The following is a 21,494-nucleotide window of genomic DNA, read 5'->3' as shown; positions in this document are numbered from 1 at the left end:
AGAAATCGGTAGGGATAAAATGCCCCGAGCCGAAACTCGGGGGCTAAGTAGGCGTTATTTCGCCATTAGATCTGATGGGATTTCGATGCCCATTTCTTTGTAGTAACGCGCCGCGCCTGGGTGAAGAGGCACTGGCAAACCCGCAATCGCTTTCTCAATCGCCATTGCTTTTGTTGCTTTGTGGATGCCTTGTAGGAAAGGCAGGTTCTCGTAGATCGCTTTGGTTAGCTGGTAAACGTCTTCTTCCGAGATATCTTCACGAACTGCCAAGAAGTTAGGCTGTGCAATGGTGGTGATCGGCTTATCTAGACCTGGGTACGTGTTCGCTGGGATCTCGTACTTCGTCCATAGGTTGTAATTGCCGTTCGCCTCTTTGATTTGTTCGTCAGTAAACGAAAGAATCGAAATGTCTTTACCCAGCGCAGCAAAAGCTTGAGTAACCGCACCAACAGGTACACCTGCAGGCGTGTTCATGCCGTCAATGGTGCCGTTTTGAAGTGCGCTCGCACTGCCGCCGTAACCCATGTAAGCAAGATTGAATTTATCAGGGTCGACCTTCAGACCTTTCATGATTTGGCGACCAGAGTTCTCAGTACCTGAGTTCTTCTTACCGATGGAGAACTTCTTGCCATCTAGGTTGTTCAGGTCAGTCACTGTGCCCGTTTTTGCTAGGTCAGAACGAACAATAAAGTGCTCAACGTTTTGCCACAACATAGAGACCGAACGCAGCTGCTCTTGGCGACCGCTTTTCTCATAAGGACCTTCGCCAGACCAAGCCCACGCACCGTAAAGACCTTGTAGAATCGCGAACTGTGCTTCATTTTCGTTCAGCAATTTGACGTTTTCACCAGAGCCCGCAGAGCTGATTGCAGAAAGGGAGAAGTGGTGCTTTGGTGCCAATTTCACTTTGCTTAACGTCGCCAACGCTACGCCCACAGGGTAGTAAGTACCACCTGTCGATGCCGTTGCAAGAATGTAGCTACGATCTTCTGCCGCAGCGTTAGCAGCAATACCAAAAGAAGTCACAGCGACAGCCAAAGCTTTTACCAACTTATTCATTTTCATTATTACTCTCCGTGTAGTCGTTTCACGATTGGGGATTTACATCATGTTAAATCTTTATTAACAACACATTCCCTAGAGCAATTGAAATGCCAACTTTTAACCCTTTGTATTTATTGAACTAAGTGCTGAAAGACATCAAAAATGAGCAAAATCATGCTGATTTGATAGCAAAGTAATGAGCAAGATCTTGCTCATTGAAGAGAAGAAGGTTGTACGCCTAGATCGCAAAAGGTTAATAAAATGTGATCAAGACAAAATAAATGCACGATTCACTAATAAGCAATATTTTGCCGATGCAATTTTGGATTGAACTGCAACTAATGAGCGTCTTAACAATAAGAAGAAAAAGCGCATCATTCTAAACTGCTCACTTTATCAGCGGAGGTTTATAGCTTAAACGACTACAAATAGCACAAAAATACAGCAAAACAAGCCATGTTACAGAAATGAAAAGTCATTTATTCTAATTTTGAACTTAAAAAGCAGTTCGATCCACCAGTTCAGAAACAAACGTTGACCGTATCAACTTATTTTCTACTTCGGGGTTGTGCCAATAGCCCTATGTTCGTTAGGGTAGAAACACGCCAAGGCAAACGTATTCCTTGGTATTTTTTCGTCATTAAGGATCATCCATGTCAGCAACTGCGCAATTACAATTCGCTTTAAAACGCCCATCAGGCGTTGCTGCTGCGATCCTCCTGCTCTCTCTGAAACTGATTTAGAGCTGACAGGCTATATCTAAACTTTCTGTCAGCTTGAGAAGAAGCTGACGGGAACACCACATACTCCTCCCATTCCTTTCAGTTTCTTCCAAGCGAAACATAAGAGGAATAACAATGTTAAGCGCACGCAATATCGCCGCTTTGGGCTTCATGACTTTCGCCATGTACTTAGGCGCGGGTAACCTGATCTTCCCTCCATTTTTGGGTTACCAAGCAGGTGAAAACTTTCTGAGCGGGATGTCTGGCTTCCTCTTGACGGGCGTAGGTCTGCCTGCAATGGCACTAGTGATAGTGGCTATCGTGAACGGTTCAGACAAATTAACCGCTGCCCTACCTAAACCTTTGGCGACCAGTTTTTGGGTAATGGTGTTTATCGTGATTGGTCCTGCGTTCGTAATACCACGTGCCATTACCGTCGCTTACCAATTCAGCTTTGCACCAATGTTTGGTGATGCCGCTTTGGTGCCTTTCACTATTGCCTTCTGTGCTATCACCATTCTATTTGCCCTATATCCGGGTAAGTTGGTCGACAACCTAGGTAAGAGCTTAACGCCTGCCTTGATGGCTATCTTAATCATCATGTCTGTGACGGCTTTGATTTCTCCTGCAGGTGAGCTAACTGCCGCAACAGGACCATACGTATCTGGCGCATTTGCTGAAGGCTTGACCCAAGGCTACATGACCATGGATGCGCTAGGTTCTATCGGTTTTGGTTGGATTATCTTCCGCGCGATTCGTAGCATGGGTGTGGATTGTCCGAAAGCCACTGCAAAATACACGCTAATCGCAGCTCTGATGTACGCGGTTGCCATGGCATTTGTTTACATCTCATTAGCTTACATTGGTTCGACGAGCTCGTACTTGGGTTCTGAGTTCAGCAATGGTGGCGACATCTTAACGGCGTTCACCTTCAGCCACTTCGGCGCATTTGGCTCACTATTACTAGGTGCCGTGATGGTATTGGCGTGTTTGACTACTGCTATCGGCGTAACCACAGCAGGCAGTGAGTTTTACGACAACACTTTCAGCAAAGTGAACTACAAAGGCTGCGTGATCACGACCATGGTATTGGCAGGTTTGATCGCTAACGTAGGTCTAGAGCAACTATTGGCGATCACATTGCCAGCGGTTGTGGCGCTTCACCCAGTCGCGATTGCGTTGATGATAATGGCACCAGTGCGCAACAAGATGTCGCAAATCATGGTCGTCGCGACGGCGTTCACTGCTCTAACGTTTGGCTGCGTTGATGCGCTGCACATCCTAGGTTACATGCCAGAAGCCGCAAACCAATGGTTAGACAGCAACATGCCGCTGTACCACTATTTTGCAAGCTGGATTGTTCCGACGATTGCGATGGTGATTGTGGGTGTAGTCTTTACCCGCAAGGCAACTCAGCAACATACCGAGTTGGCAAACCAAGCCTAGATTAGCGAATACCTCAACAAAAAGTACCTCAACAAAAAACGGCTTCCTTAGAAGCCGTTTTTTCTATGTATAGTCAGAGCGATTCAAACCAAACTTCTGCATCTTTTGGTTGAGGGTTCGACGCGGTAAATCTAGCTCGACCATCACATCCGTAATTCGTCCTTGGTGTCGAACTAGCGAGTCATGCAGTACCTTACGTTCAAAGTTGTGCAGCTGAATAGCTAACGGCACGCCAGATTGGGTTTCTTCGGTCGTGGAGGATGGCCGACTAGAGAGTACTTCCATAACTGAAACCGTATTGTCTAATGCAAACCGCATTGCTACATTTCTCAACTCACGAACGTTCCCAGGCCAAGCATAAGCCAGAACAGCTTTTCTATCGGCTTCACTCAATGGACGACTCTCAGGGTTACTTTTCAGGGCAAAGTGTTCGAACAAGATCAACGCGTCTTCTTCTCGCTCACGCAATGGTGGTAAATAGATCTGCGCCACATTGAGCCGATAATACAAATCCTGACGAAACTCATCATGATCATTGAGATCTTCTTTCGCGGCGGCGATCACTCTCAAATTAACCGAGATCTGCTGATTACCCCCAACGCGCTCCACCGTATGTTCTTGTAATGAACGCAACACTTTCACCTGCATAGATAGCGGCATACTCTCTATTTCATCAAAAAATAAGGTGCCTTTATCCGCGTATTCCAACTTACCAATGCGCTTTTTACCTGCTCCAGTAAATGCCCCAGCTTCATGCCCAAACAGCTCACTTTCAAACAGGTTCTCAGGAATAGCGCCACAGTTGATTGGCACAAAATGATGAGCTCGACGTTGGCTTTCATTATGCAAACTGGTCGCCACCAACTCTTTACCACAACCTGTTTCACCGTAAATGATCACGTTGGTATCAATGCGTGCTAACTTGGCAACTTGTTCTCTAAGCTGTTGCATCACTCGGCTTCGCCCAATCAGCACTTCCTCTAAACCGCTCACGCTCGATAGATACTCTTGGCGATCTTGAGTAGAAGTTTGTGCGCGATAGCTTTCTACCGCTTCGGTCACTCGTTGGGATAAGCGCTCTGGTTGGAAAGGTTTCTCGATAAAATCGAACGCACCGTTTTGTAATGCGCCTACCGCCATATCAACGTCACCATGTCCGGTGATCAAGATAATCGGCGTTGGAATGTGATTGGCAATCAGGCTTTCTAGTATCGACAAACCATCGGTGTCTGGCAGGCGAACATCACTGACAATCGCATCAAATTCTTGGCTAAGAATGGCCGCTTTGCCCTCTTTGCCTAAACTGAATGCGGTCACATCAAACCCCGCCAGTTGCAGCCATTGGCTGGTAGCCTGACGAACAATGTCATCGTCTTCGATAAGTGCAATTTTAGGGATGTCGTCAAAAGCCATGAGTTACTGCCTGCTTTATGGGATGGGAAAGAAATCGCTCTTTATTAACGGTAGCAAAAACCACTGAGGAGAAAAGGAGCTAGATCTCACTTCTTGCTTACAAGTCTTTAATATCCAACCAGTTAGGCGCACTCTTTAATGACTGTCGGTGAGAACGCACTAGCTGAATGGAGTCAGTATGCAGCGCAAAAGGAATGGCAAAACATGGCTTGTGGTCGCAATTGCGACAGTGCTTATGTTGTCTTGTTATAGCGCCAGCAGAGAGGTTGCCCGTCAGTGGTTGAGTGTACAAACTCAAACTGAAGCTCAGCAAAAGCTACTCGACTATATCGGTGAAGTTCGTCGCGCACTTAAACGCTTCTACCACCTGCCTTACCTCGTCACCAACAATCCTGAAACCATCGCGTTTGTGAAAGGAAACCGAACTTATTACGAGCCAATTCAAGCTCAGTTAACACAACTCGATAAAGCCGCCAATACCGAAGGTTGGCTAATCCTGTCTAACTCTGGCGAAGTATTGGTCTCAAGTTTGATCGAAGAGCGCTTTAGCCTGTCTGACCGAAAAGCGATTGTGGAACAAATTCACAATCAAGCCGGTGGTGTCTCCTTGGTGAACAAAACCAAAGGTTCAAGCCCGTTGTATTATCTGGCAGCCCCTATTTACGACGGTTTAGATATCGCGGGCATTGTGGTGGTGCAAATTAACCTAAGCTTGCTGACCGAACAGACCATTACCAGCCAAGACATCATCACGCTACAGAACCGACAACAACGCTTTTTCTTATCAAGCAGTTCTCTCTACAACGCTGATTGGTTTAACGAACCAAGCAACACCGTTCAATTAGAAACTCAACGTTTGTACGACAACACCAATATCAACCTATGGACGCTCAATCAGCAACGCTATTTTGCGCACACCGTAAAGTTAGATGATTTGAATTGGTACGTAAGCTACCTCACCCCTTCTAAGCCGATTCAACAAACCATCAATGTGATTGGTTGGAGCGTAGCAGCGCTGCTCTTATTGGTTGTATTACTCGTCATCATTGGCTTACAACGCCGCCAAAAGCACATCAACCAACAAAGAATTCAAGCTCTGTTGGAAGAGTCCCAACGCCGCTTGAAACAGATGATCAATAAGACCCACGTTGGTTTGCTATTGATTGATGAACAAGGGCAACTGTTCGATCTCAACCCAATGGCGAAGCGTTTATTCTGTTTACCAGAAAACGTCAATCGACACGCTTTTGCTTGGGAGTTATTCGATGCAGGCAATCCCAATTCCACCACACTCAAGTTGCTTAAGGATTTACCTAAACATAAAGAGCTCGCAGAGATCAGCACGGTCGAAACCATTGCCAGACGCAGTGACGGAAGCGTCTTCCCTGTCTTGTTCTCACTGACCAGTTTCCCCTGGCATGGCGAGCAGTATTTCCTTGCGACGATCATCGACATCAGCAAGCGAAAAAAAGCCGAGCAATCGCTGCAACAAATCAACCAAGAACTGGCGCAGCGGGTAGAAGAGCGAACTCAAGCGCTAAAAGAAGCACAAAGCCAGTTGATTGAATCAAGCAAAATGGCCGCCTTGGGTCGCATGTCGAGCGCGATTACTCATGAACTTAATCAGCCACTGACGGGCTTACGCACCCTGCTCACAACAAACGAACTGTTAGCAGAACGTGGCGAAACCGAGATGATGAAAGCCAACAATGTGCTGGTGCAAAAACTGATTGATCGTATGGCGAGCATGACGAGCCAATTGAAGACGTTCGCCTACAACAAACCAGAGCGACTCCAACCTCTCTCCCTTACGGCTGCTTTAGAAGAAACCCTGCGAGTGTATCAAACTCAATTAGCCGATATTGATGTGCGAATTCGTATTCCCCATGATTTGCCCCATATTCTGGGTGAAGAACAAAGGCTGCTTCAAGTCCTTGGCAATTTGGTCTCCAATGCTTTGGATGCAATGAAAGAGACAGAAAATCCACAGCTCAACCTCATCGTCAATCAAACTAAAATGCAAGTTGAGTTAGCCGTCAGTGACAATGGCTGTGGCGTGTCAGATGAGATGCTTGAATCCATGTTCGAACCCTTCCAAACCTCAAAGAAAATTGGTGAAGGCTTAGGACTCGGTTTGGCGATCACAGCTAATAATATGCGTGATATGAACGGACAAATTACCGTGCAAAAGAATGAACAAAATGGGCTGACTTTCACTTTATTGTTCAAATCAGCTTAAGTTTATATTGATTACAAAATCATCATTAGAACTAGGCATCCCCGCTGTTTGAGAAAAACACGATCTCGATACAAGAATCCCTCCTTGACCTACACTATTCTCAAGCAAATAAAACGAATAACTTCCGAACGATAAAGAGTGAGAAACATGATTAAGTTTCCTGAACATTTTCTTTGGGGCGGTGCCATTGCTGCAAACCAAGTAGAAGGGTCGTACAACCTTGGGGGTAAAGGGTTATCGACATCAGACATGCTGCCAAACGGTATTTTGAGCCCACATCAAACCCGCGAAGAACGCACGCCGGGCATCAAAGACGTGGCGATCGACTTCTACAATCGCTACCCAGAAGACATTGCGCTGTTCAAAGAGATGGGCTTTAACTGTCTGCGTCTGTCTTTGGCTTGGAGCCGCATCTTCCCGAACGGTGACGAACAAGAGCCTAACGAAGAAGGTTTGGCGTTCTACGATAGAATTTTTGACGAACTTGCCGAGCACAACATCCAACCTTTTGTGACCTTATCTCACTACGAAATGCCTTACGCACTGGTTGAAAACTACGGTGGCTGGGGCGATCGTCGCGTCATCGAATTCTTCGAACGTTATGCTCGAACTGTGCTGGAACGCTACAAAGACAAAGTGAAGCTGTGGTTAACGTTCAACGAAATCAACATGTCACTGCACGCACCATTTACCGGTGTTGGTTTGCAAGAAGACGCCAGTGAACAAGAGATTTACCAAGCGATTCACCACCAGCTAGTCGCAAACGCAAAAGCGGTAAAACTGTGTCAGCAAATCGTACCAAACGGCAAGATTGGTAACATGCTGCTTGGCGCAATCAACTATCCATACACCTGTAATCCTGATGACGTGCTTGCTGCTATGCATGAAAACAACAAGTGGTTGTTCTTCGGTGATGTACAAACTCGTGGTCAATACCCTGGTTACATGAAGCGTTACTTCCGCGAAAACGGCATTGAAATTCAGATGGAAGCAGGCGACTTAGAAGAGATCGCATCGGCAAGTGTCGATTTCATCTCATTCAGCTACTACGCAAGTGGCTGTGCGAGCGCGGATCCGAAACAAAAAGAAGTGGGTAACATCGTCGATAGCGTACCAAACCCATACCTTGAAAAGAGCCAATGGGGTTGGTTAATCGATCCAAAAGGCCTTCGAGTTCTGCTGAACTTCCTTCACGATCGCTACCAAAAACCACTGTTCGTCGTAGAAAACGGCTTGGGCGCGCGTGATGAACTCGATGAAAACGGTGAGATTCAAGATGATTACCGCATCGCTTACTTGAACGACCACCTTGTACAAGCACACGAAGCAATTCTTGATGGCGTTGAGCTGATGGGCTTCACCAGTTGGGGACCAATCGATTTGGTCGCAAACTCGACCGCTGAGATGAGCAAGCGCTACGGTTTCATTTATGTGGATCGTCATAACGATGGTCAAGGTACGTTAGAACGTAAACGCAAGAAGAGCTTCTTCTGGTATCAAGATGTGATTCGCACTGGTGGCGCTTCCTTAGAAAGCTAAGTTTGTTCTTATCTAGATATAAAGTGCATGTTTATTTAGATAGAAAACGACAAAAGCCCTGCAAATTCAGGGCTTTTCTTATTCCCGATTTTCAGTCGTATGACCTATTGGTTAAACACCAATTTCACCACCGTCTTCACGGCGAATAACCACCGTCGCGGCACGTGGACGCAGTGTCATTCCTGCAGGTGTTTCTTCTGCTGCATTGTCGCTGTAAGGCCAGTTGCCTGGGTGCTGAATGTTCACAAACAGAGACTTGTAATCTGGGCTGATGGTAAAGCCCGTCACTTCACAGCCGTTAGGGCCAACAAAGAAACGTTTCAACTCAGCTTGGTTTTCTGCACCGATCACTTCTTGTGTGCCGTTTTCATCCGTCAGCTTAGAAGGTACAACCGCAAGCATTTGGTCATTGGTGTAAGACGTCACTTCATCTGCACCGTTGTCCGTTTGAATCCATAGGATGCCACGAGGATCAAACGCTAAGCCGTCTGGGCTCGCAAACTGGTTAAGCTCGGTCAAGCTCGAACGGTTAGTGTCCGCATCACCATTTGCCGGAGAGCCAAACACGAAGATATCCCACGTAAAGTCTGTTGCTGCTTCGCCTTCATCCCAACGGATTACGTGACCAAACTTGTTGTTCAAACGTGGATTTGCAGGGTTAGTTTCCTCTGTACGCTTAGTGTTATTCGTTAGCGTCAGGTAAACCGAGCCTGTGAATGGGTCAACGGTACACCACTCTGGGCGATCCATTGGCGTCGCACCAACAAGGTCAGCTGCGCCCGCCGTATTCAGGATGATTTCTGCTAGAGAATTGAAGCTGTCTGCAAGTGTGCCACCAGAAACTGTCGTGCTGTCTAGTGTCAATGGTAGCCAAGTACCAGAGCTGTCTTCGTTGAAGCGCGCCACATAAAGTGTGCCTTCATCCATGTACTTGTCACCCATAGCCAAGCGGTTATCAGGGTTAGCATCCGCAGGATCCCACGCTGCCGCAGATTCAAATTTGTATAGGTACTCAAAGCGAGAGTCGTGACCAGAGTAGAATACCACTGGTTTGCCTTCTTCAAGCTTGCCGAATGTACAGCCTTCATGGCGGAAGCGGCCTAGTGCAGTACGCTTCTTCGCACGCGAGTTTTGCGTGTAAGGGTCGATTTCAACAATGTAACCATGGCCGTTCGCCTCGTTACGGTAATCGTCCAATGCGCTTGCGCCTTTTGGTTCTACATTGAATCGCGTGAACTCGTCCAAACGCTCTTCCGCATTACCCGCTAACGTTTCCCATAGGTAACGAGTGCTTGTGTCATCAACACCAATACGATCTTGTTCTTCAGTACGAACGCCAGCGTTAACGAAGTAACCCGGCCAGTTCTCTTCACACGTTAGGTAAGTACCCCAAGGCGTAAAACCATTACCACAGTTGTTCAGTGTGCCACGCGCTTGGCTGCCATCTTGCGAGAAGCGAGTCACAGTTAATTCTGTATTCGCGACAGGGCCAGAAAGATCCATGACTGTCGCGCCAGTGTAACGGCGGTTTAGTGGATCGGTATCCACTAACTTCCACATGTTGTCTTCAAGTTGAACGCGAACCACAGACACACCATGTGCGTTAATTTCTTTACGAACTTCATCGACGATAGTGCGCACACCGCCCACAGCTGTAGGGCCGCTTGGGTGCAGAGCTGCGGTATCAATGTACTCGTGGTTGATACACAACAAGCCGTCAGTGTCGCTGTCGTTTAGCGAGAAAAAGTGCATGCCGTCGTGGTGCATACCCAATGCATTAAGCTGATCGGTACTCGTGTTGCTGCCGTCGTCTTTCCAAGCGTTACCTTGCGCGTTAAGAGGCGTCCCCCATGGCACCAATACTTGTGCGACGTAACCTTGCGGAATTGATACTGCATCCGTCAGTGAGCCCGGAATCGAATCAAAATTGAGGACTGCACTTGAAACGCCAGAGCCGCCACCAGCAGAAGTGCCTGAACTAGAAGAGTTGCACCCAGATAGACCAAATGCGCCAAAAGCGGTCATCGCACTGATACCTAGGCCACCTTTCAGGATACTGCGTCGAGATAGGCTCGCTTCCAGTACTTCTTCAAAAGGCTTGTTATTACTCTGGTTGTAACGCGTCGCGTCGAAGGTTTCCTTACTCATGGTGTTGCTTTCCCAGTGTTAGGTTGAATTATAGGTTTGTAAATCATTGAGCGAGGGGAAGTTTGGAAGAGAAAAGTGACAGAACTAGTCTATCTTTATGAACTTTGTGTTTAGAAAATGTTATAAAGCACCCATCTATTCTATGTACTCCCGATTTTACTTGGGCTAAGCCAGATTTGGGGGTATAAGGTGTACTCAAATCATCCACGAGAGATAATCATGAAACTAGATAAAATCGATAACAAAAATCGTCGTCTGCGTAAGAAGCTATTCCTAGGTGAATTCGCGATCCTAGGCTTTGAAATCAGCTGTGAAACAGACATCAACGACTTCGACCGTTACGATGCATTCGTTGATGAGTTTATCGACTACATTGATGGCCTAAACCTATGCTTTGGTGGTGGCGGTCTAGAGCTGTTTGAAGGCTTCCTATGTTCAACAGAGCGTTACGAAAGCGCAACTGAAGAACAAAAAGCACAGGTTCTAGCTTGGCTACAAGCTCGCCCAGAAGTAAGCAGCGCAAAAGCTGGCGAATTGGTTGACGCAAACTACCTGTAATTACAGAATCACTCTGGAATAAACAGAGTTGAGCAAGTAATGAGAAAGCTGGTCTTCGGACTGGCTTTTTTGCATTTAAGGCTATGGTTTTGGACTGAAATGTTGAGTCTAGAAAGAGTGGAACGTTTGGTTGTTTTGGAAGCTTTGTTTAGGAAAGCAGGAAGCTTAGAGTCTTGGAAAGTATGGATGTGCTAGATAATTTTAGAGCTGGCATTTTATGGAAGGTTATCCGTCCATTGCCAGCTCAGTGCCATTGAGTATGGTTTACTATGCTTTTTTAGCAGTCTCAGTCTTTGTGTCTTTCCAGTATTGGATACGAACACGATGTAGCTGAGCTCTTCTCATCTTTTTCATAGCAATCTCCCTCATCTATATAGGTAACGCTCATCTTGAGCTTATTGTCTAAGGTTGTATTCCCCTTCAATCTATCGAGGAACGAATCAATTAACCGTGACTAATTTCACAACATAATGATAAAAGTAGAAGCGTTGCAGTCATTTTTTGACCAGTAAAACTGCTTTTATCTTGTTGATACGGTCAACTTACTCATCACTTATGACAGAAATATGGCAATCAAGTTCCCTATTTAACCTGTCATCGAATCTTAATAACGATTCTTAGATAACCTAGCAAATAATATACCAGTTGCACATAAATTCCAGTTTAGTACACAACAAAAGTACGCACATGCTCAAACTAAGGTTGGATTCGCTGCTGGTAATGCTGTCGGTAATCTCTCGGAGTCAGCCCCTTGTAGGTCTTGAAATGGCGATTAAACAAAGCTTGATTGCGATAACCTACTCGTTCAAACACAATTCCTATTGGTAACTCCGTCGATTGCAACAAATCCGCGGCATGGTTGATTCGTAGCTTCATCAAGCGTTGGCTAAACGGCTCTTTAAAGTGCTTTTGAAACAAACGTGTGACCGCACTTTCACTCAACGACAAGTAATTAGCTAAATCGGCCAATGTCACCTTGCTGGCAAAATGCTGCTCAAGATACGCGTTCACACTTGCGACGCGCTCTCTTTCTTGTTGCTCGTGTTCACTCATCGAAAGGTATGAATGGGTCATCAAAGTTTTTGCTGCTTCGTCATGGGCGACCAAAGATAGGATATGAATGAATCTCGACAATTGTTCCATCGCAGGCACTTTCATCAACTCTTGCAGAAGATCCACGACTTGCTGTGCCGTTCGCTCAGAGAACACCACTCCTTTATTTGCAGCTTTCAATAACGGGTCTAGTTTGCGTAACTCAGTACAATAGAACATTAGGTTCGCGATCCACTCACGCTTAAACCAAATCACATGAGTCTCGCAATTGCTTTCTACCGACGTGGAGTGAATAGAGTGAGGCACACCTGGCGCAATCAACAGCATCTGGTTGTGGGTCACCTCTAGCTCGTGATGCCCAATGTGCAAAGTCCCCGTAAAGTGACGGTGGATGACCAACTCAAAAACGTCATCGTGAAAATGAAAATCGTATTCTTTCGCTGGTTCATCAATACGGCGGTAGCGCCAAGAAAAACCAGGCCTTTGCGGTACTTTTTCGATGTGCGCCATTTGATACCCCACAAGATAGTATTGTTTCACGCGCAAATAATATCAGTATTACCGACATATTCTTCATCACGCCTCAATAGTATTGATATTGAGCGGCATACTATCAACTAAGCCTCATCACGCTCCTTATTCTTCTCTTGTAAAGACAAGCTAACTAAGGAGCTTTTATGAGTAACTTTAAAACCAAGCTGCGCCAGATCATGCAAAAAACTCGTGATGAGTGGGCTGCGTTTGCGATAAAGGAAATGGGAATTTCATCCAATACCATCGCCAAATCTTATGGCTATAAGTCGAGTTGTGATCTTGAGCAAACTCTTAAACAAGACGAAAAAGACGCCGATTCGTACATTCGCTCGGCACCTTGTGCGAGATCTCTCACAAGCGATGTAAGCAAAACGACCATTTTTGACTAAGAACAAATCGAACAACAAACCTAACTAACTGAAAATTAATAATTATCCTTTTTTAAGCAATATTCGCTGCCAAAGTTTTTTTACCTAGCTGATTGAGAGTAATCAGCAAAACAACAATACTAAGTGTGTCGACAGGATGTTGGCGGGAACAGGAAAAAAGCCTAAAGGATTGGGTATCTTCAGGATGAAGATTTGATAGCTTAGGATGAGTTGTCAGCAAGGATGTAGTTAAGCTCTAGGATAGAGTTCGCCCGTCAGGATGATAGGCAAGAATGGACACCGCTAGGAAGGCGATGAACAAGGAACTCGGTTAAAGGACTTAGCCACAATCAAGGATAGATGCAGGGAGCACCTATTAGTAGCCGGATTGCTGCGAAAAAGAATAAGCCCCGTCTGGGAAACCAGGCGGGGTTTTATTTTGCCTGTCATTTACCATCCTCCTCTGCGTTATTCCACGCATCATGCTATTATTTCTACACTTTCTCTCGAAACGCTTTCTTTAATAAACGCTGAGCAAACAACGTCCTATGCTTAATCCAGTTTGGTTACACACATTCAAAACTCTTGTCGAAGTCGGCCACTTTACTCAGACAGCAGAAAAGCTCTATATGACCCAGCCTGGTGTCAGTCAGCACATCAAAAAGCTAGAGCAAGCTTGTCAGCACCCATTGATTAAGCGCGAGAACAAAAGCTTTGAGCTGACAGAGCAAGGCCGAATGGTGTATGCCTACGCGTTAGAGTTGGAAGAGAAAGAGAAAAACTTACTGGAAGATCTGAGCTTCGATGATCCTTTTGCAGGTCATTGCAAGCTGGCTTGTTCCGGAGCACTTGCCTTGATGCTGTTTGATCCACTGCTTGAAAACCAAACCCAGCATCGCGGATTGTCGATTCACTTGGAAGCGGCACCGAATCAGTCAATTCTAAATGGGGTTGCTGACGGCCGTATTGATATGGGCATCGTGACTTACTCTCCCAACAAGAGTGTTTTCCAAAGTGAACAAATTGGCAGAGAAGCGCTGTGTCTGATCTTACCAAAGTCCTATCATGGAAAAACGTTAACGCCTGAACTGCTTCGAAGTTGCGGTGTGATTGGTCACCCAGATGCTGAACATTATATGACGTTGTTTTTCGACCAATGTGCAGAACCTTTACTCAAAGAGATCAAGGTCAGTGACATGCCATTATCAGGCTACGTTAACCAACTCAGTCAGATTCTTTTGCCCGTCAGCAAAGGGCTTGGTTTTACTGTTTTGCCCTACAGTGCGGTGGAAAGCTTTTCATTAAGAGAAGAGTTGTATGTGGCTGAGTTAAAACAACCGGTGTACGAAGATTTGTTTTTGGTGAGAAAACGCAGCCGCACACTGCCACTGCGATACCAGACCATCAAAGAAGTATTATTGGATGTGATTGGTGGGGCTCATCAATGATGTTAGCCACTCTTCGCTGGTAATGCGTTTATCTTGGCAATCCACCCAATAGGGTTTGCCAGATAACCAGCTCTTTGACGCGACCTCTTTTATAAACACATCTACAGAATCAACGTCATCTTTGGCGTAATCCCATTTATTGCGCATGTGTTCTGCCGCTTCTTGATTAGTGTACGCCTTGCCGTTGCGGATAAAGGTGCAAGAGGATTGCTCAACTCGCTTTATCAACGTCGAGATATCTTGCTCTACCCCTGCTAATGCAAAGGTAGGCAGAATGCTTAATGTAAGTAACAACGTCCACTTTGCTTTCATCGCACCTTTATCCTTATCCCTGACCACGTAACTAATAGCAAGTAACTAATACCACGTAACTACTAATAAGTGACTTAACTATTCTGGTGTTTGGCTGTTTAGCTCAGACATTATTGCCACCATGCCTTAGCAGGCTGAGGCTCCGCAATCGCCAAACGTTGACCAATCTCAGGGCTCACTAACGTTACACCGCGCTCTTCACTAATGTCTAACGCGCATTGCATCGGTTCATTCCAATCATGCATCGATAGATCGAACGTACTGTTGTGAATCGGCATCATCACTTTGCCCTGCACATCAATGTGTGCTTGAACACTTTGCTCTGGGAACATGTGAATGTCTGACCAAAGTTCATTGTATGCGCCAGTTTCAATCATAGTGAAATCAAACGGAGCGTACTTTTCACCAATCTCTTTAAAGCCATTGAAGTAACCAGAGTCACCACTGAAGAACACTTTGTGCTGTTGTGCATTAATAACCCAACTGCCCCACAGTGTCGTATCACGATCTGTCAAACCTCGACCAGAGAAATGCTGAGTTGGAGTCAGTGTATATTCAATGCCGTCGACAGAATGTGACTCCCACCAATCTAGCTCGATCACTTTCTCCTTAGGCACGCCCCAGTTGACTAGCAACTGACCGACTTTTAACGGCACCAAGAAAGTGCCCACTTTGTCGCCTAATACTTTAATAGAAGCTTTATCTAGGTGATCGTAATGGTCATGGCTGATCACCACCACATCGATACTTGGTAAATCTTCTAGCGTGATTGGTGTTTGGTGAAAACGTTTTGGCCCTGCCCATTGCACAGGAGACGCGCGATCACTGAATACAGGGTCAGTCATGACCAGTTTGCCATCGAGCTTCATTAATACGCTTGAATGACCTAAGCGGTAGATAACGTCATCTTGCTCTTCTAATAGTTGATTCGCAGTCATGGCATGAACCGGAATTTCAATCGTTGGCGTTGGATTAGGGCGCTCAGTCGTAAAGTAGGCTTTCATGATGCCGAACATGTCACCCAAGCTGCTTTTGTATTCCAACTCTGTGTTGGCAAATTTGTCCGGGTATGTTGGCGCTTTTTCAGTATCAACATTAGAACAAGAAATCATTGATGTACCCATCGCGAACGCTCCTACTGTGGCTAGCAAAGTTTTTTTCATAAAAAGTTAACCCGAACAAAAGTAAACTACACGGTGCAGTTTACATTCTAATTATCAAAAGTAAACTACTTAGTGTAAAATAGATCCAAAAATGATCTTCTTAACTCGGCAAGTTTATGAATGTAAAAAGAAAAGGTCGCAGTGAGACCAAAAGAGAAGCCATCCTGTGCGCAGCAAAGCAAGCGTTCCAAGAGTTTGGGGTGCAAAACACCAGCATGGATAAGCTCTCTGCTATCGCGCAAGTCTCTAAACGCACGGTCTACAACCACTTCCCTTCTAAAGAAGCGATCGTGACAGAGTTACTAACCGAACTATGGCGTTCTTCAATGATGGATAGCGACATTGAACGTTTACCAACACTCCCGCTAAAAGATCAACTGGTCGAATTGTTGTACAGCGAAATTATCGTGGTAACCGCACCTGATTATATTGAACTGGCGAAAGTGGCTTTCGGACATTTCTTGTTTAAGCCGGAAGATCTCAAAGAACAAGCGGAGCACATGTCGAAGCAAGAAACGGCCTTGTACCGTTGGCTCACGCAGCAATCAGAAAAAAACACATTGAAGGTTGATGATGTGGACGTGGCAAGCATTCAATTGCACAACTTAATTAAAGGCAGCGCATTCTGGCCACAATTGATGGGGATGCGAGCTTCGCTAAACTTGGAAGAATCTAGGGGTTTAGCCACCCAAACGGCTGAACTCTTCTTAAGTCATTACTTAGTTCAATAACAAAAAGCGGCTGAATGGCCGCTTTTTTGTGATTTATGCCATAGTAAATTGATGTAATTTTGACTCATTTTTCTTTTTCATTCCCTTGACAGTCGCATGCAGCAAGGCGTGAGAGTTCGATAAATTATTTTTGTCGTATCGACGATATTTTTTCGTTTTCATCTACTGAGAAAACGCCCTAAGGTTCGCACCTCTGACGACGTGGTTGTCCAACCACAATTCTAAGTCGCTGAAGAGAGTGGATTCTGTCACATCAATTACACCCACTCACTATACTCTATACTTACATTTTTAATTTGGTACTGACTTACTAAGGAATTGCCATGCGTATTGCTATTCTTTCTCGTAATGAGAATCTATATTCAACCATGCGCCTAAAGCAGGCGGGTGAAGAGCGCGGACATCAAGTTGATGTTATCGATACTCTGCACTGTTATATGGATATTACGAGTAACAACCCTAAGATCCGTTACATGGGTGAAGAATTGCCAAAGTACGACGCGGTTATTCCACGCATCGGTGCATCTATCACTTTCTACGGTACAGCGGTTGTACGTCAGTTTGAAATGATGGGCACATTCTGTGTGAACGAGTCAGTAGCAATCAGCCGCTCTCGTGACAAGCTACGCTCTATGCAGCTGCTATCACGTAAAGGCATTGGCCTACCTCGCACAGGTTTTGCTCACCACCCTGACAACATTCAGGACGTGATCAAAAACGTTGGCGGCGCACCACTGGTTATCAAGCTACTTGAAGGTACTCAAGGTATCGGTGTTGTTCTTGCTGAGACAACGAAAGCAGCAGAAAGTGTTATCGAAGCATTCATGGGCCTGAAAGCAAACATCATGGTGCAAGAGTTCATTGAAGAAGCAAACGGCGCAGACATCCGTTGTTTCGTAGTGGGTAACAAAGTTATCGCAGCAATGAAACGCCAAGCAAAAGAAGGCGAGTTCCGCTCTAACCTTCACCGTGGTGGTTCTGCTCAGCTTGTTAAACTAAGCAAAGAAGAGCGCGCAACCGCAATCAACGCAGCGAAAGTGATGGGTCTAAACCTATGCGGTGTTGATATTCTTCAATCGAAGAATGGCCCTGTGGTAATGGAAGTGAACTCTTCTCCAGGCCTTGAAGGTATCGAATCAGCAACTGAAAAAGACGTTGCTGGCATGATCTTCGACTTCATCGAGAAGAACGCAAAACCAAACGCTAACCGTACTCGCGGTAAAGGCTGATAATTGTTTGAGTGAGGGCCTGATAAAGGGCTCTCTTTTGACTCATCGCTAGGATGACACTATGAATCAGAAAATGATCATTGGGAACGCCGAAGCAATTTGCTTACCTGAGTTAGGGATTACTCACCTTGAAGCGCGTATTGATACAGGCGCACAGACTTCTTCTCTGCACGTAGATAACCTAGAGTGCACTGAACAAGACGGTCAGTCATACGTAGAGTTCGATCTACACCCAGATGTTTACCACTTAGAGCAAGTCGTTCGCTGTAAAGCTCCACTGAAGGCGAACCGCAAAGTGAAATCATCAAACGGTACCTTCGAACACCGCTGCGTGATCACAACGATGCTGCGCATGGGCGACCAAGAGTGGCCAATCGACATCACGCTAACTAACCGTGAAAAGATGACTTACATGATGTTGTTAGGTCGTCAGGGTATGGCAGACAAAGTTCTGGTAGACCCGAGCCAATCTCATTTATTGGCTCCATAATCCCCGTAGCTTCAGATGAGCGAACTCCGTGGTCGCTCATCTGGCTCTTCTCTGATTTTCTAGCTGCCCTTCTCCTGTCTATCGTTCTTCCTTTTCAGAACAGAACGCATTAATCCTTTCAGTTTTATCTTCGTTACTCGCCAATGCGTAATGGGTCTAACCGGTGCGGTATTGATGATGTGTTGATACGCGTCTTCATCAAACTCCACTTCGCCTCCATGTGCCGCCAATAAACAGCTTGGTTTCATCTCAAAAACGCGTTTTAACGAACTGCGATATTGGTTGGGATGAAAGATAGGAAATGGCGCTATCAAATGGCTTTTTACCTGTACCATTAAATCCGCCACGTACAACACACTCTGTGCGGCGTGATAAACCGATAAATCCCTGTCGGTATGCCCCGGTGTTTCCAATATCTGCCAATCAGCAAAACCAGGAATCACCTCTCCATCCACCAGCTCAATATCCGGCTTTAGTTTTCGCGAATACCATAAGTTGCGCTTGGGTTTGCGCATTCGGTTCGCCATCCAACGTGCCAAAATCAAATCCGTAAGATGCATTAGCCAACCATCAAAACCGCCATACCAATGTGTGTCTCGTTTGGCTGCCAATAGCTTGCAGCCCGTCAAATTTCTTAGCTTGTGCGCCGCACCAGCATGGTCTGGGTGCATGTGGGTAACGACGACCAACTTTAGGTCTGTGAATGGGCGATTGAGCTGATGCTCGATAAAATCTTTGAGGTGAGGAATATCCGCTCGACTTGCGCCATCAAGCAGCATCAGTTTGTCTGGATACTCGGCGAGATACATGGTTTGGATGTATCCCTGAATTCTGTGCAGCTGCAAAACATGTCCTTGTTTTGTTGAGTCTTTGTTCTTATTTTTTGTCGACCAAATCCTTACTGGTCAGACCAACTATAACAGCAGAATGGACAGTCTGTTAAATAAATGTTTACACCAACCATCGACAACAGTTGTTAATCGAAAGCACAAATTTTAATCATTAGACTCTGGTTGGGTTTTATCCGTTAATGCGCGCACACGGAGTTCGTGTCAGGGTATGAGGTTAGCGCCTCATGATTTGCTTTTTTGTATTTTCTCCTCTATTTCCAATGAGGGCTTAAATACATTTTTGTGAGAATCGAGTTGGAAAAAGCAACTAAATTAGACCGCATCCGCGCGGACTACAACGTTCATTACTGGAGCCAAGGCTTCTACGGAATTGATGACCAAGGCGAGGTATACGTATCTCCTCGTAGTGACCGTGCACACCAAATCCCTTTCAGTGCGATTGTAAATGAACTAGAAGCTAAGCAGTTGAATCTGCCTGTGTTAGTACGCTTCCCACAAATCGTACACCAACGCGTGCATGGCATTTGCCAAGCTTTCAACCAAGCAATTGAAGAATACCAATATCCAAACAAATACCTGCTGGTGTACCCAATTAAAGTAAACCAACAGCGTGAAGTGGTTGATGAGATCTTAGCAAGCCAAGCACAGCTAGAAAATAAACAGCTGGGTCTTGAAGCAGGCAGTAAGCCAGAGCTATTGGCAGTTCTTGCACTGGCTCAACAAGGCAGCTCCGTGATCGTGTGTAATGGCTACAAAGACCGTGAATACGTGCGTCTAGCACTGATCGGTGAAAAGCTAGGTCACAAAGTATTTATCGTACTAGAGAAGCTATCTGAGCTTGATCTAGTACTTGAAGAAGCAAAAAGCTTGGGCGTAACACCACGTCTTGGCTTGCGTATCCGCCTTGCATCTCAAGGTGCGGGTAAATGGCAAGCAAGCGGCGGTGAGAAATCGAAGTTCGGCCTATCTGCGTCTCAAGTATTGAGCGTGATTGATCGCCTAAAACGCGAAGACAAACTGGACACCATGCAATTGGTTCACTTCCACCTTGGCTCACAGATGGCGAACATCCGTGACGTGCGTAATGGTGTAAACGAATCAGCACGTTTCTATTGTGAATTACGTGCCATGGGTGCAAACATTGATTACTTCGATGTTGGCGGCGGTTTAGCAGTAGACTACGACGGCACACGTAGCCAATCTTCGAACTCGATGAACTACGGCCTTGCAGAATATGCGCGCAACATCGTAAATACCGTCGGTGATGTGTGTCAGCAGTACGAACAACCGATGCCAGTGATTATCTCTGAATCGGGGCGCTCTTTAACTGCACACCACGCTGTACTTATCTCTAACGTCATTGGTACTGAAACATACCAACCGGAAGAAGTGTTCGAGCCAGCTGCAGACGCTCCATTCTTGCTACAAAACATGTGGCGAAACTGGGAGAACCTGCAAGATGGTACGGATGCGCGTGCATTAATTGAAATTTACAACGATACCCAAAGCGATTTGGTAGAGGTTCACTCACAATTCGCGACTGGCGTACTAAACCTTGAACAACGTGCGTGGGCAGAGCAACTGTCACTACGCATTTACTTCGAACTAAGTCGTCAAATGAGTACTAAGAACCGTTTCCACCGTCCTATTTTGGATGAGTTGAGCGAACGTCTTGCAGACAAGTTCTTCGTGAACTTCTCTCTTTTCCAATCCCTGCCAGATGCATGGGGTATTGATCAGGTCTTCCCTGTTCTGCCGCTTTCTGGTCTCGGTGATGTAGAAGAGCGTCGTGCGGTGATGTTGGACATCACTTGTGACTCCGATGGCGTAATTGACCACTACGTTGATGGCCAAGGCATTGAGAGCACGCTACCAGTACCAGCATGGAGCAAAGACAAACCGTACCTAATGGGCTTCTTCCTAGTAGGCGCATACCAAGAAATCCTTGGCGACATGCACAACCTATTTGGAGATACCCACAGTGCAGTAGTCAACGTTGATGAAGAAGGTCAGTTTGAGATCAGCTACATCAACGAAGGTGATAGCGTAGAAGACATGATGCGCTACGTTCACATCGACGTAGATGCGATTCGTGACAATTACAAACAATTGGTTTCAGCACGTGTTGAAGCCAGTGAACAAGAACAAATCCTAGCTGAACTAGAACAAGGTTTGGCAGGCTACACCTATTTAGAGGACTTCTGAT

Annotated in this window: 17 protein-coding genes; 10 read left to right on the top strand and 7 right to left on the bottom strand. The window is 45.8% G+C overall.

Translation table 11 applies throughout. The annotated features are described in order from the left end of the window. Nucleotides 1-54: 54 nt before the first annotated feature. Entirely contained in the window at nt 55-1,065 is a 1,011-nt protein-coding gene (locus tag ATB76_RS00235) for a TAXI family TRAP transporter solute-binding subunit (protein ID WP_005374185.1), read from the bottom strand. 836 nt (nt 1,066-1,901) lie between these two features. Between ATB76_RS00235 and brnQ the strand changes: the two genes are divergently transcribed. Then, complete coding sequence (gene brnQ, locus ATB76_RS00230) at nt 1,902-3,212, top strand: branched-chain amino acid transport system II carrier protein (protein WP_061034368.1); 1,311 nt, start codon at nt 1,902-1,904, stop codon at nt 3,210-3,212. A gap of 63 nt (nt 3,213-3,275) precedes the next feature. On the opposite strand, the gene ATB76_RS00225 is transcribed toward brnQ, so the two are convergent. Further along, nucleotides 3,276-4,625 carry a sigma-54 dependent transcriptional regulator gene (locus tag ATB76_RS00225; RefSeq protein WP_061034367.1) on the bottom strand — a complete coding sequence of 450 codons (1,350 nt, stop codon included), beginning with the start codon at nt 4,623-4,625 and terminating at the stop codon, nt 3,276-3,278. A gap of 178 nt (nt 4,626-4,803) precedes the next feature. Here ATB76_RS00225 and ATB76_RS00220 point away from each other — a divergent pair, with 178 nt between their 5' ends. Together ATB76_RS00220 and ascB are read left to right on the top strand one after the other, a co-directional pair. Beyond that, on the top strand, nt 4,804-6,864 hold the full coding sequence (locus ATB76_RS00220) for an ATP-binding protein (protein ID WP_061034366.1): 2,061 nt from the start codon (nt 4,804-4,806) through the stop codon (nt 6,862-6,864). A gap of 147 nt (nt 6,865-7,011) precedes the next feature. Next, nucleotides 7,012-8,403 (top strand): 6-phospho-beta-glucosidase, encoded by a 1,392-nt coding sequence (ascB, locus tag ATB76_RS00215; RefSeq protein WP_061034365.1) that lies wholly within the window; start codon nt 7,012-7,014, stop codon nt 8,401-8,403. Between the two features lie 111 nt (nt 8,404-8,514). Here ascB and ATB76_RS00210 read toward each other — a convergent pair whose 3' ends face one another. Next, entirely contained in the window at nt 8,515-10,551 is a 2,037-nt protein-coding gene (locus ATB76_RS00210; protein ID WP_061034364.1) for a PhoX family phosphatase, read from the bottom strand. Between the two features lie 219 nt (nt 10,552-10,770). On the opposite strand from ATB76_RS00210, the gene ATB76_RS00205 reads away from it, so the two are divergent. Next, the gene (locus tag ATB76_RS00205) at nt 10,771-11,109 is read left to right on the top strand and encodes a YggL family protein (protein WP_005438242.1); all 339 of its coding nucleotides are present in this window, start codon (nt 10,771-10,773) and stop codon (nt 11,107-11,109) included. A gap of 696 nt (nt 11,110-11,805) precedes the next feature. Here ATB76_RS00205 and ATB76_RS00200 read toward each other — a convergent pair. Next, complete coding sequence (locus ATB76_RS00200) at nt 11,806-12,672, bottom strand: helix-turn-helix domain-containing protein (protein WP_005438244.1); 867 nt, start codon at nt 12,670-12,672, stop codon at nt 11,806-11,808. A gap of 167 nt (nt 12,673-12,839) precedes the next feature. Here ATB76_RS00200 and ATB76_RS00195 point away from each other — a divergent pair, with 167 nt between their 5' ends. Both ATB76_RS00195 and ATB76_RS00190 read left to right on the top strand, forming a co-directional pair. Next, nucleotides 12,840-13,085 carry a hypothetical protein gene (locus ATB76_RS00195; RefSeq protein ID WP_045499657.1) on the top strand — a complete coding sequence of 82 codons (246 nt, stop codon included), beginning with the start codon at nt 12,840-12,842 and terminating at the stop codon, nt 13,083-13,085. A gap of 527 nt (nt 13,086-13,612) precedes the next feature. After that, nucleotides 13,613-14,512, top strand: coding sequence for a LysR family transcriptional regulator (locus tag ATB76_RS00190; protein WP_061034363.1), 900 nt, complete (start codon nt 13,613-13,615; stop codon nt 14,510-14,512). Here the strand turns inward: ATB76_RS00190 and ATB76_RS00185 are convergent. Together ATB76_RS00185 and ATB76_RS00180 are read right to left on the bottom strand one after the other, a co-directional pair. Beyond that, entirely contained in the window at nt 14,480-14,824 is a 345-nt protein-coding gene (locus tag ATB76_RS00185) for a DUF5329 family protein (protein ID WP_045398874.1), read from the bottom strand. The genes ATB76_RS00190 and ATB76_RS00185 overlap by 33 nt on opposite strands. A 110-nt stretch (nt 14,825-14,934) precedes the next feature. Beyond that, nucleotides 14,935-15,948, bottom strand: coding sequence for an MBL fold metallo-hydrolase (locus ATB76_RS00180; protein WP_061034362.1), 1,014 nt, complete (start codon nt 15,946-15,948; stop codon nt 14,935-14,937). A gap of 155 nt (nt 15,949-16,103) precedes the next feature. Here ATB76_RS00180 and ATB76_RS00175 point away from each other — a divergent pair, with 155 nt between their 5' ends. The 3 genes from ATB76_RS00175 (at nt 16,104) to ATB76_RS00165 (ending at nt 18,437) form a co-directional block, all read left to right on the top strand. Then, on the top strand, nt 16,104-16,718 hold the full coding sequence (locus ATB76_RS00175) for a TetR/AcrR family transcriptional regulator (RefSeq protein WP_039976063.1): 615 nt from the start codon (nt 16,104-16,106) through the stop codon (nt 16,716-16,718). Between the two features lie 323 nt (nt 16,719-17,041). Beyond that, nucleotides 17,042-17,947 (top strand): 30S ribosomal protein S6--L-glutamate ligase, encoded by a 906-nt coding sequence (gene rimK / locus ATB76_RS00170; protein WP_005438260.1) that lies wholly within the window; start codon nt 17,042-17,044, stop codon nt 17,945-17,947. A 61-nt stretch (nt 17,948-18,008) separates the two neighbouring features. After that, entirely contained in the window at nt 18,009-18,437 is a 429-nt protein-coding gene (locus ATB76_RS00165) for a RimK/LysX family protein (protein WP_005432588.1), read from the top strand. Nucleotides 18,438-18,496: 59 nt separating this feature from the next. On the opposite strand, the gene ATB76_RS00160 is transcribed toward ATB76_RS00165, so the two are convergent. Further along, nucleotides 18,497-19,246 (bottom strand): MBL fold metallo-hydrolase, encoded by a 750-nt coding sequence (locus ATB76_RS00160; RefSeq protein ID WP_061034741.1) that lies wholly within the window; start codon nt 19,244-19,246, stop codon nt 18,497-18,499. A 336-nt stretch (nt 19,247-19,582) separates the two neighbouring features. On the opposite strand from ATB76_RS00160, the gene speA reads away from it, so the two are divergent. Beyond that, the gene (gene speA, locus ATB76_RS00155) at nt 19,583-21,493 is read left to right on the top strand and encodes an arginine decarboxylase (protein ID WP_038868570.1); all 1,911 of its coding nucleotides are present in this window, start codon (nt 19,583-19,585) and stop codon (nt 21,491-21,493) included. The last annotated feature ends 1 nt before the right edge of the window (nt 21,494 follow it).

The organism is Vibrio sp. MOR3 (assembly GCF_001557775.1).
GTDB lineage: Bacteria > Pseudomonadota > Gammaproteobacteria > Enterobacterales > Vibrionaceae > Vibrio > Vibrio jasicida.
Note: the sequence above shows the minus strand (reverse complement) of the source record. Positions and strands in the feature narration are given on the sequence as shown.

Coding starts and splice junctions, on each gene's coding strand:
- ATB76_RS00235 (WP_005374185.1), bottom strand. CDS start 1,065: ATGAAAATGAATAAGTTGGTAAAAGCTTTGGCTGTCGCTGTGACTTCT.
- brnQ (WP_061034368.1), top strand. CDS start 1,902: ATGTTAAGCGCACGCAATATCGCCGCTTTGGGCTTCATGACTTTCGCC.
- ATB76_RS00225 (WP_061034367.1), bottom strand. CDS start 4,625: ATGGCTTTTGACGACATCCCTAAAATTGCACTTATCGAAGACGATGAC.
- ATB76_RS00220 (WP_061034366.1), top strand. CDS start 4,804: ATGCAGCGCAAAAGGAATGGCAAAACATGGCTTGTGGTCGCAATTGCG.
- ascB (WP_061034365.1), top strand. CDS start 7,012: ATGATTAAGTTTCCTGAACATTTTCTTTGGGGCGGTGCCATTGCTGCA.
- ATB76_RS00210 (WP_061034364.1), bottom strand. CDS start 10,551: ATGAGTAAGGAAACCTTCGACGCGACGCGTTACAACCAGAGTAATAAC.
- ATB76_RS00205 (WP_005438242.1), top strand. CDS start 10,771: ATGAAACTAGATAAAATCGATAACAAAAATCGTCGTCTGCGTAAGAAG.
- ATB76_RS00200 (WP_005438244.1), bottom strand. CDS start 12,672: ATGGCGCACATCGAAAAAGTACCGCAAAGGCCTGGTTTTTCTTGGCGC.
- ATB76_RS00195 (WP_045499657.1), top strand. CDS start 12,840: ATGAGTAACTTTAAAACCAAGCTGCGCCAGATCATGCAAAAAACTCGT.
- ATB76_RS00190 (WP_061034363.1), top strand. CDS start 13,613: ATGCTTAATCCAGTTTGGTTACACACATTCAAAACTCTTGTCGAAGTC.
- ATB76_RS00185 (WP_045398874.1), bottom strand. CDS start 14,824: ATGAAAGCAAAGTGGACGTTGTTACTTACATTAAGCATTCTGCCTACC.
- ATB76_RS00180 (WP_061034362.1), bottom strand. CDS start 15,948: ATGGGTACATCAATGATTTCTTGTTCTAATGTTGATACTGAAAAAGCG.
- ATB76_RS00175 (WP_039976063.1), top strand. CDS start 16,104: ATGAATGTAAAAAGAAAAGGTCGCAGTGAGACCAAAAGAGAAGCCATC.
- rimK (WP_005438260.1), top strand. CDS start 17,042: ATGCGTATTGCTATTCTTTCTCGTAATGAGAATCTATATTCAACCATG.
- ATB76_RS00165 (WP_005432588.1), top strand. CDS start 18,009: ATGAATCAGAAAATGATCATTGGGAACGCCGAAGCAATTTGCTTACCT.
- ATB76_RS00160 (WP_061034741.1), bottom strand. CDS start 19,246: ATGTATCTCGCCGAGTATCCAGACAAACTGATGCTGCTTGATGGCGCA.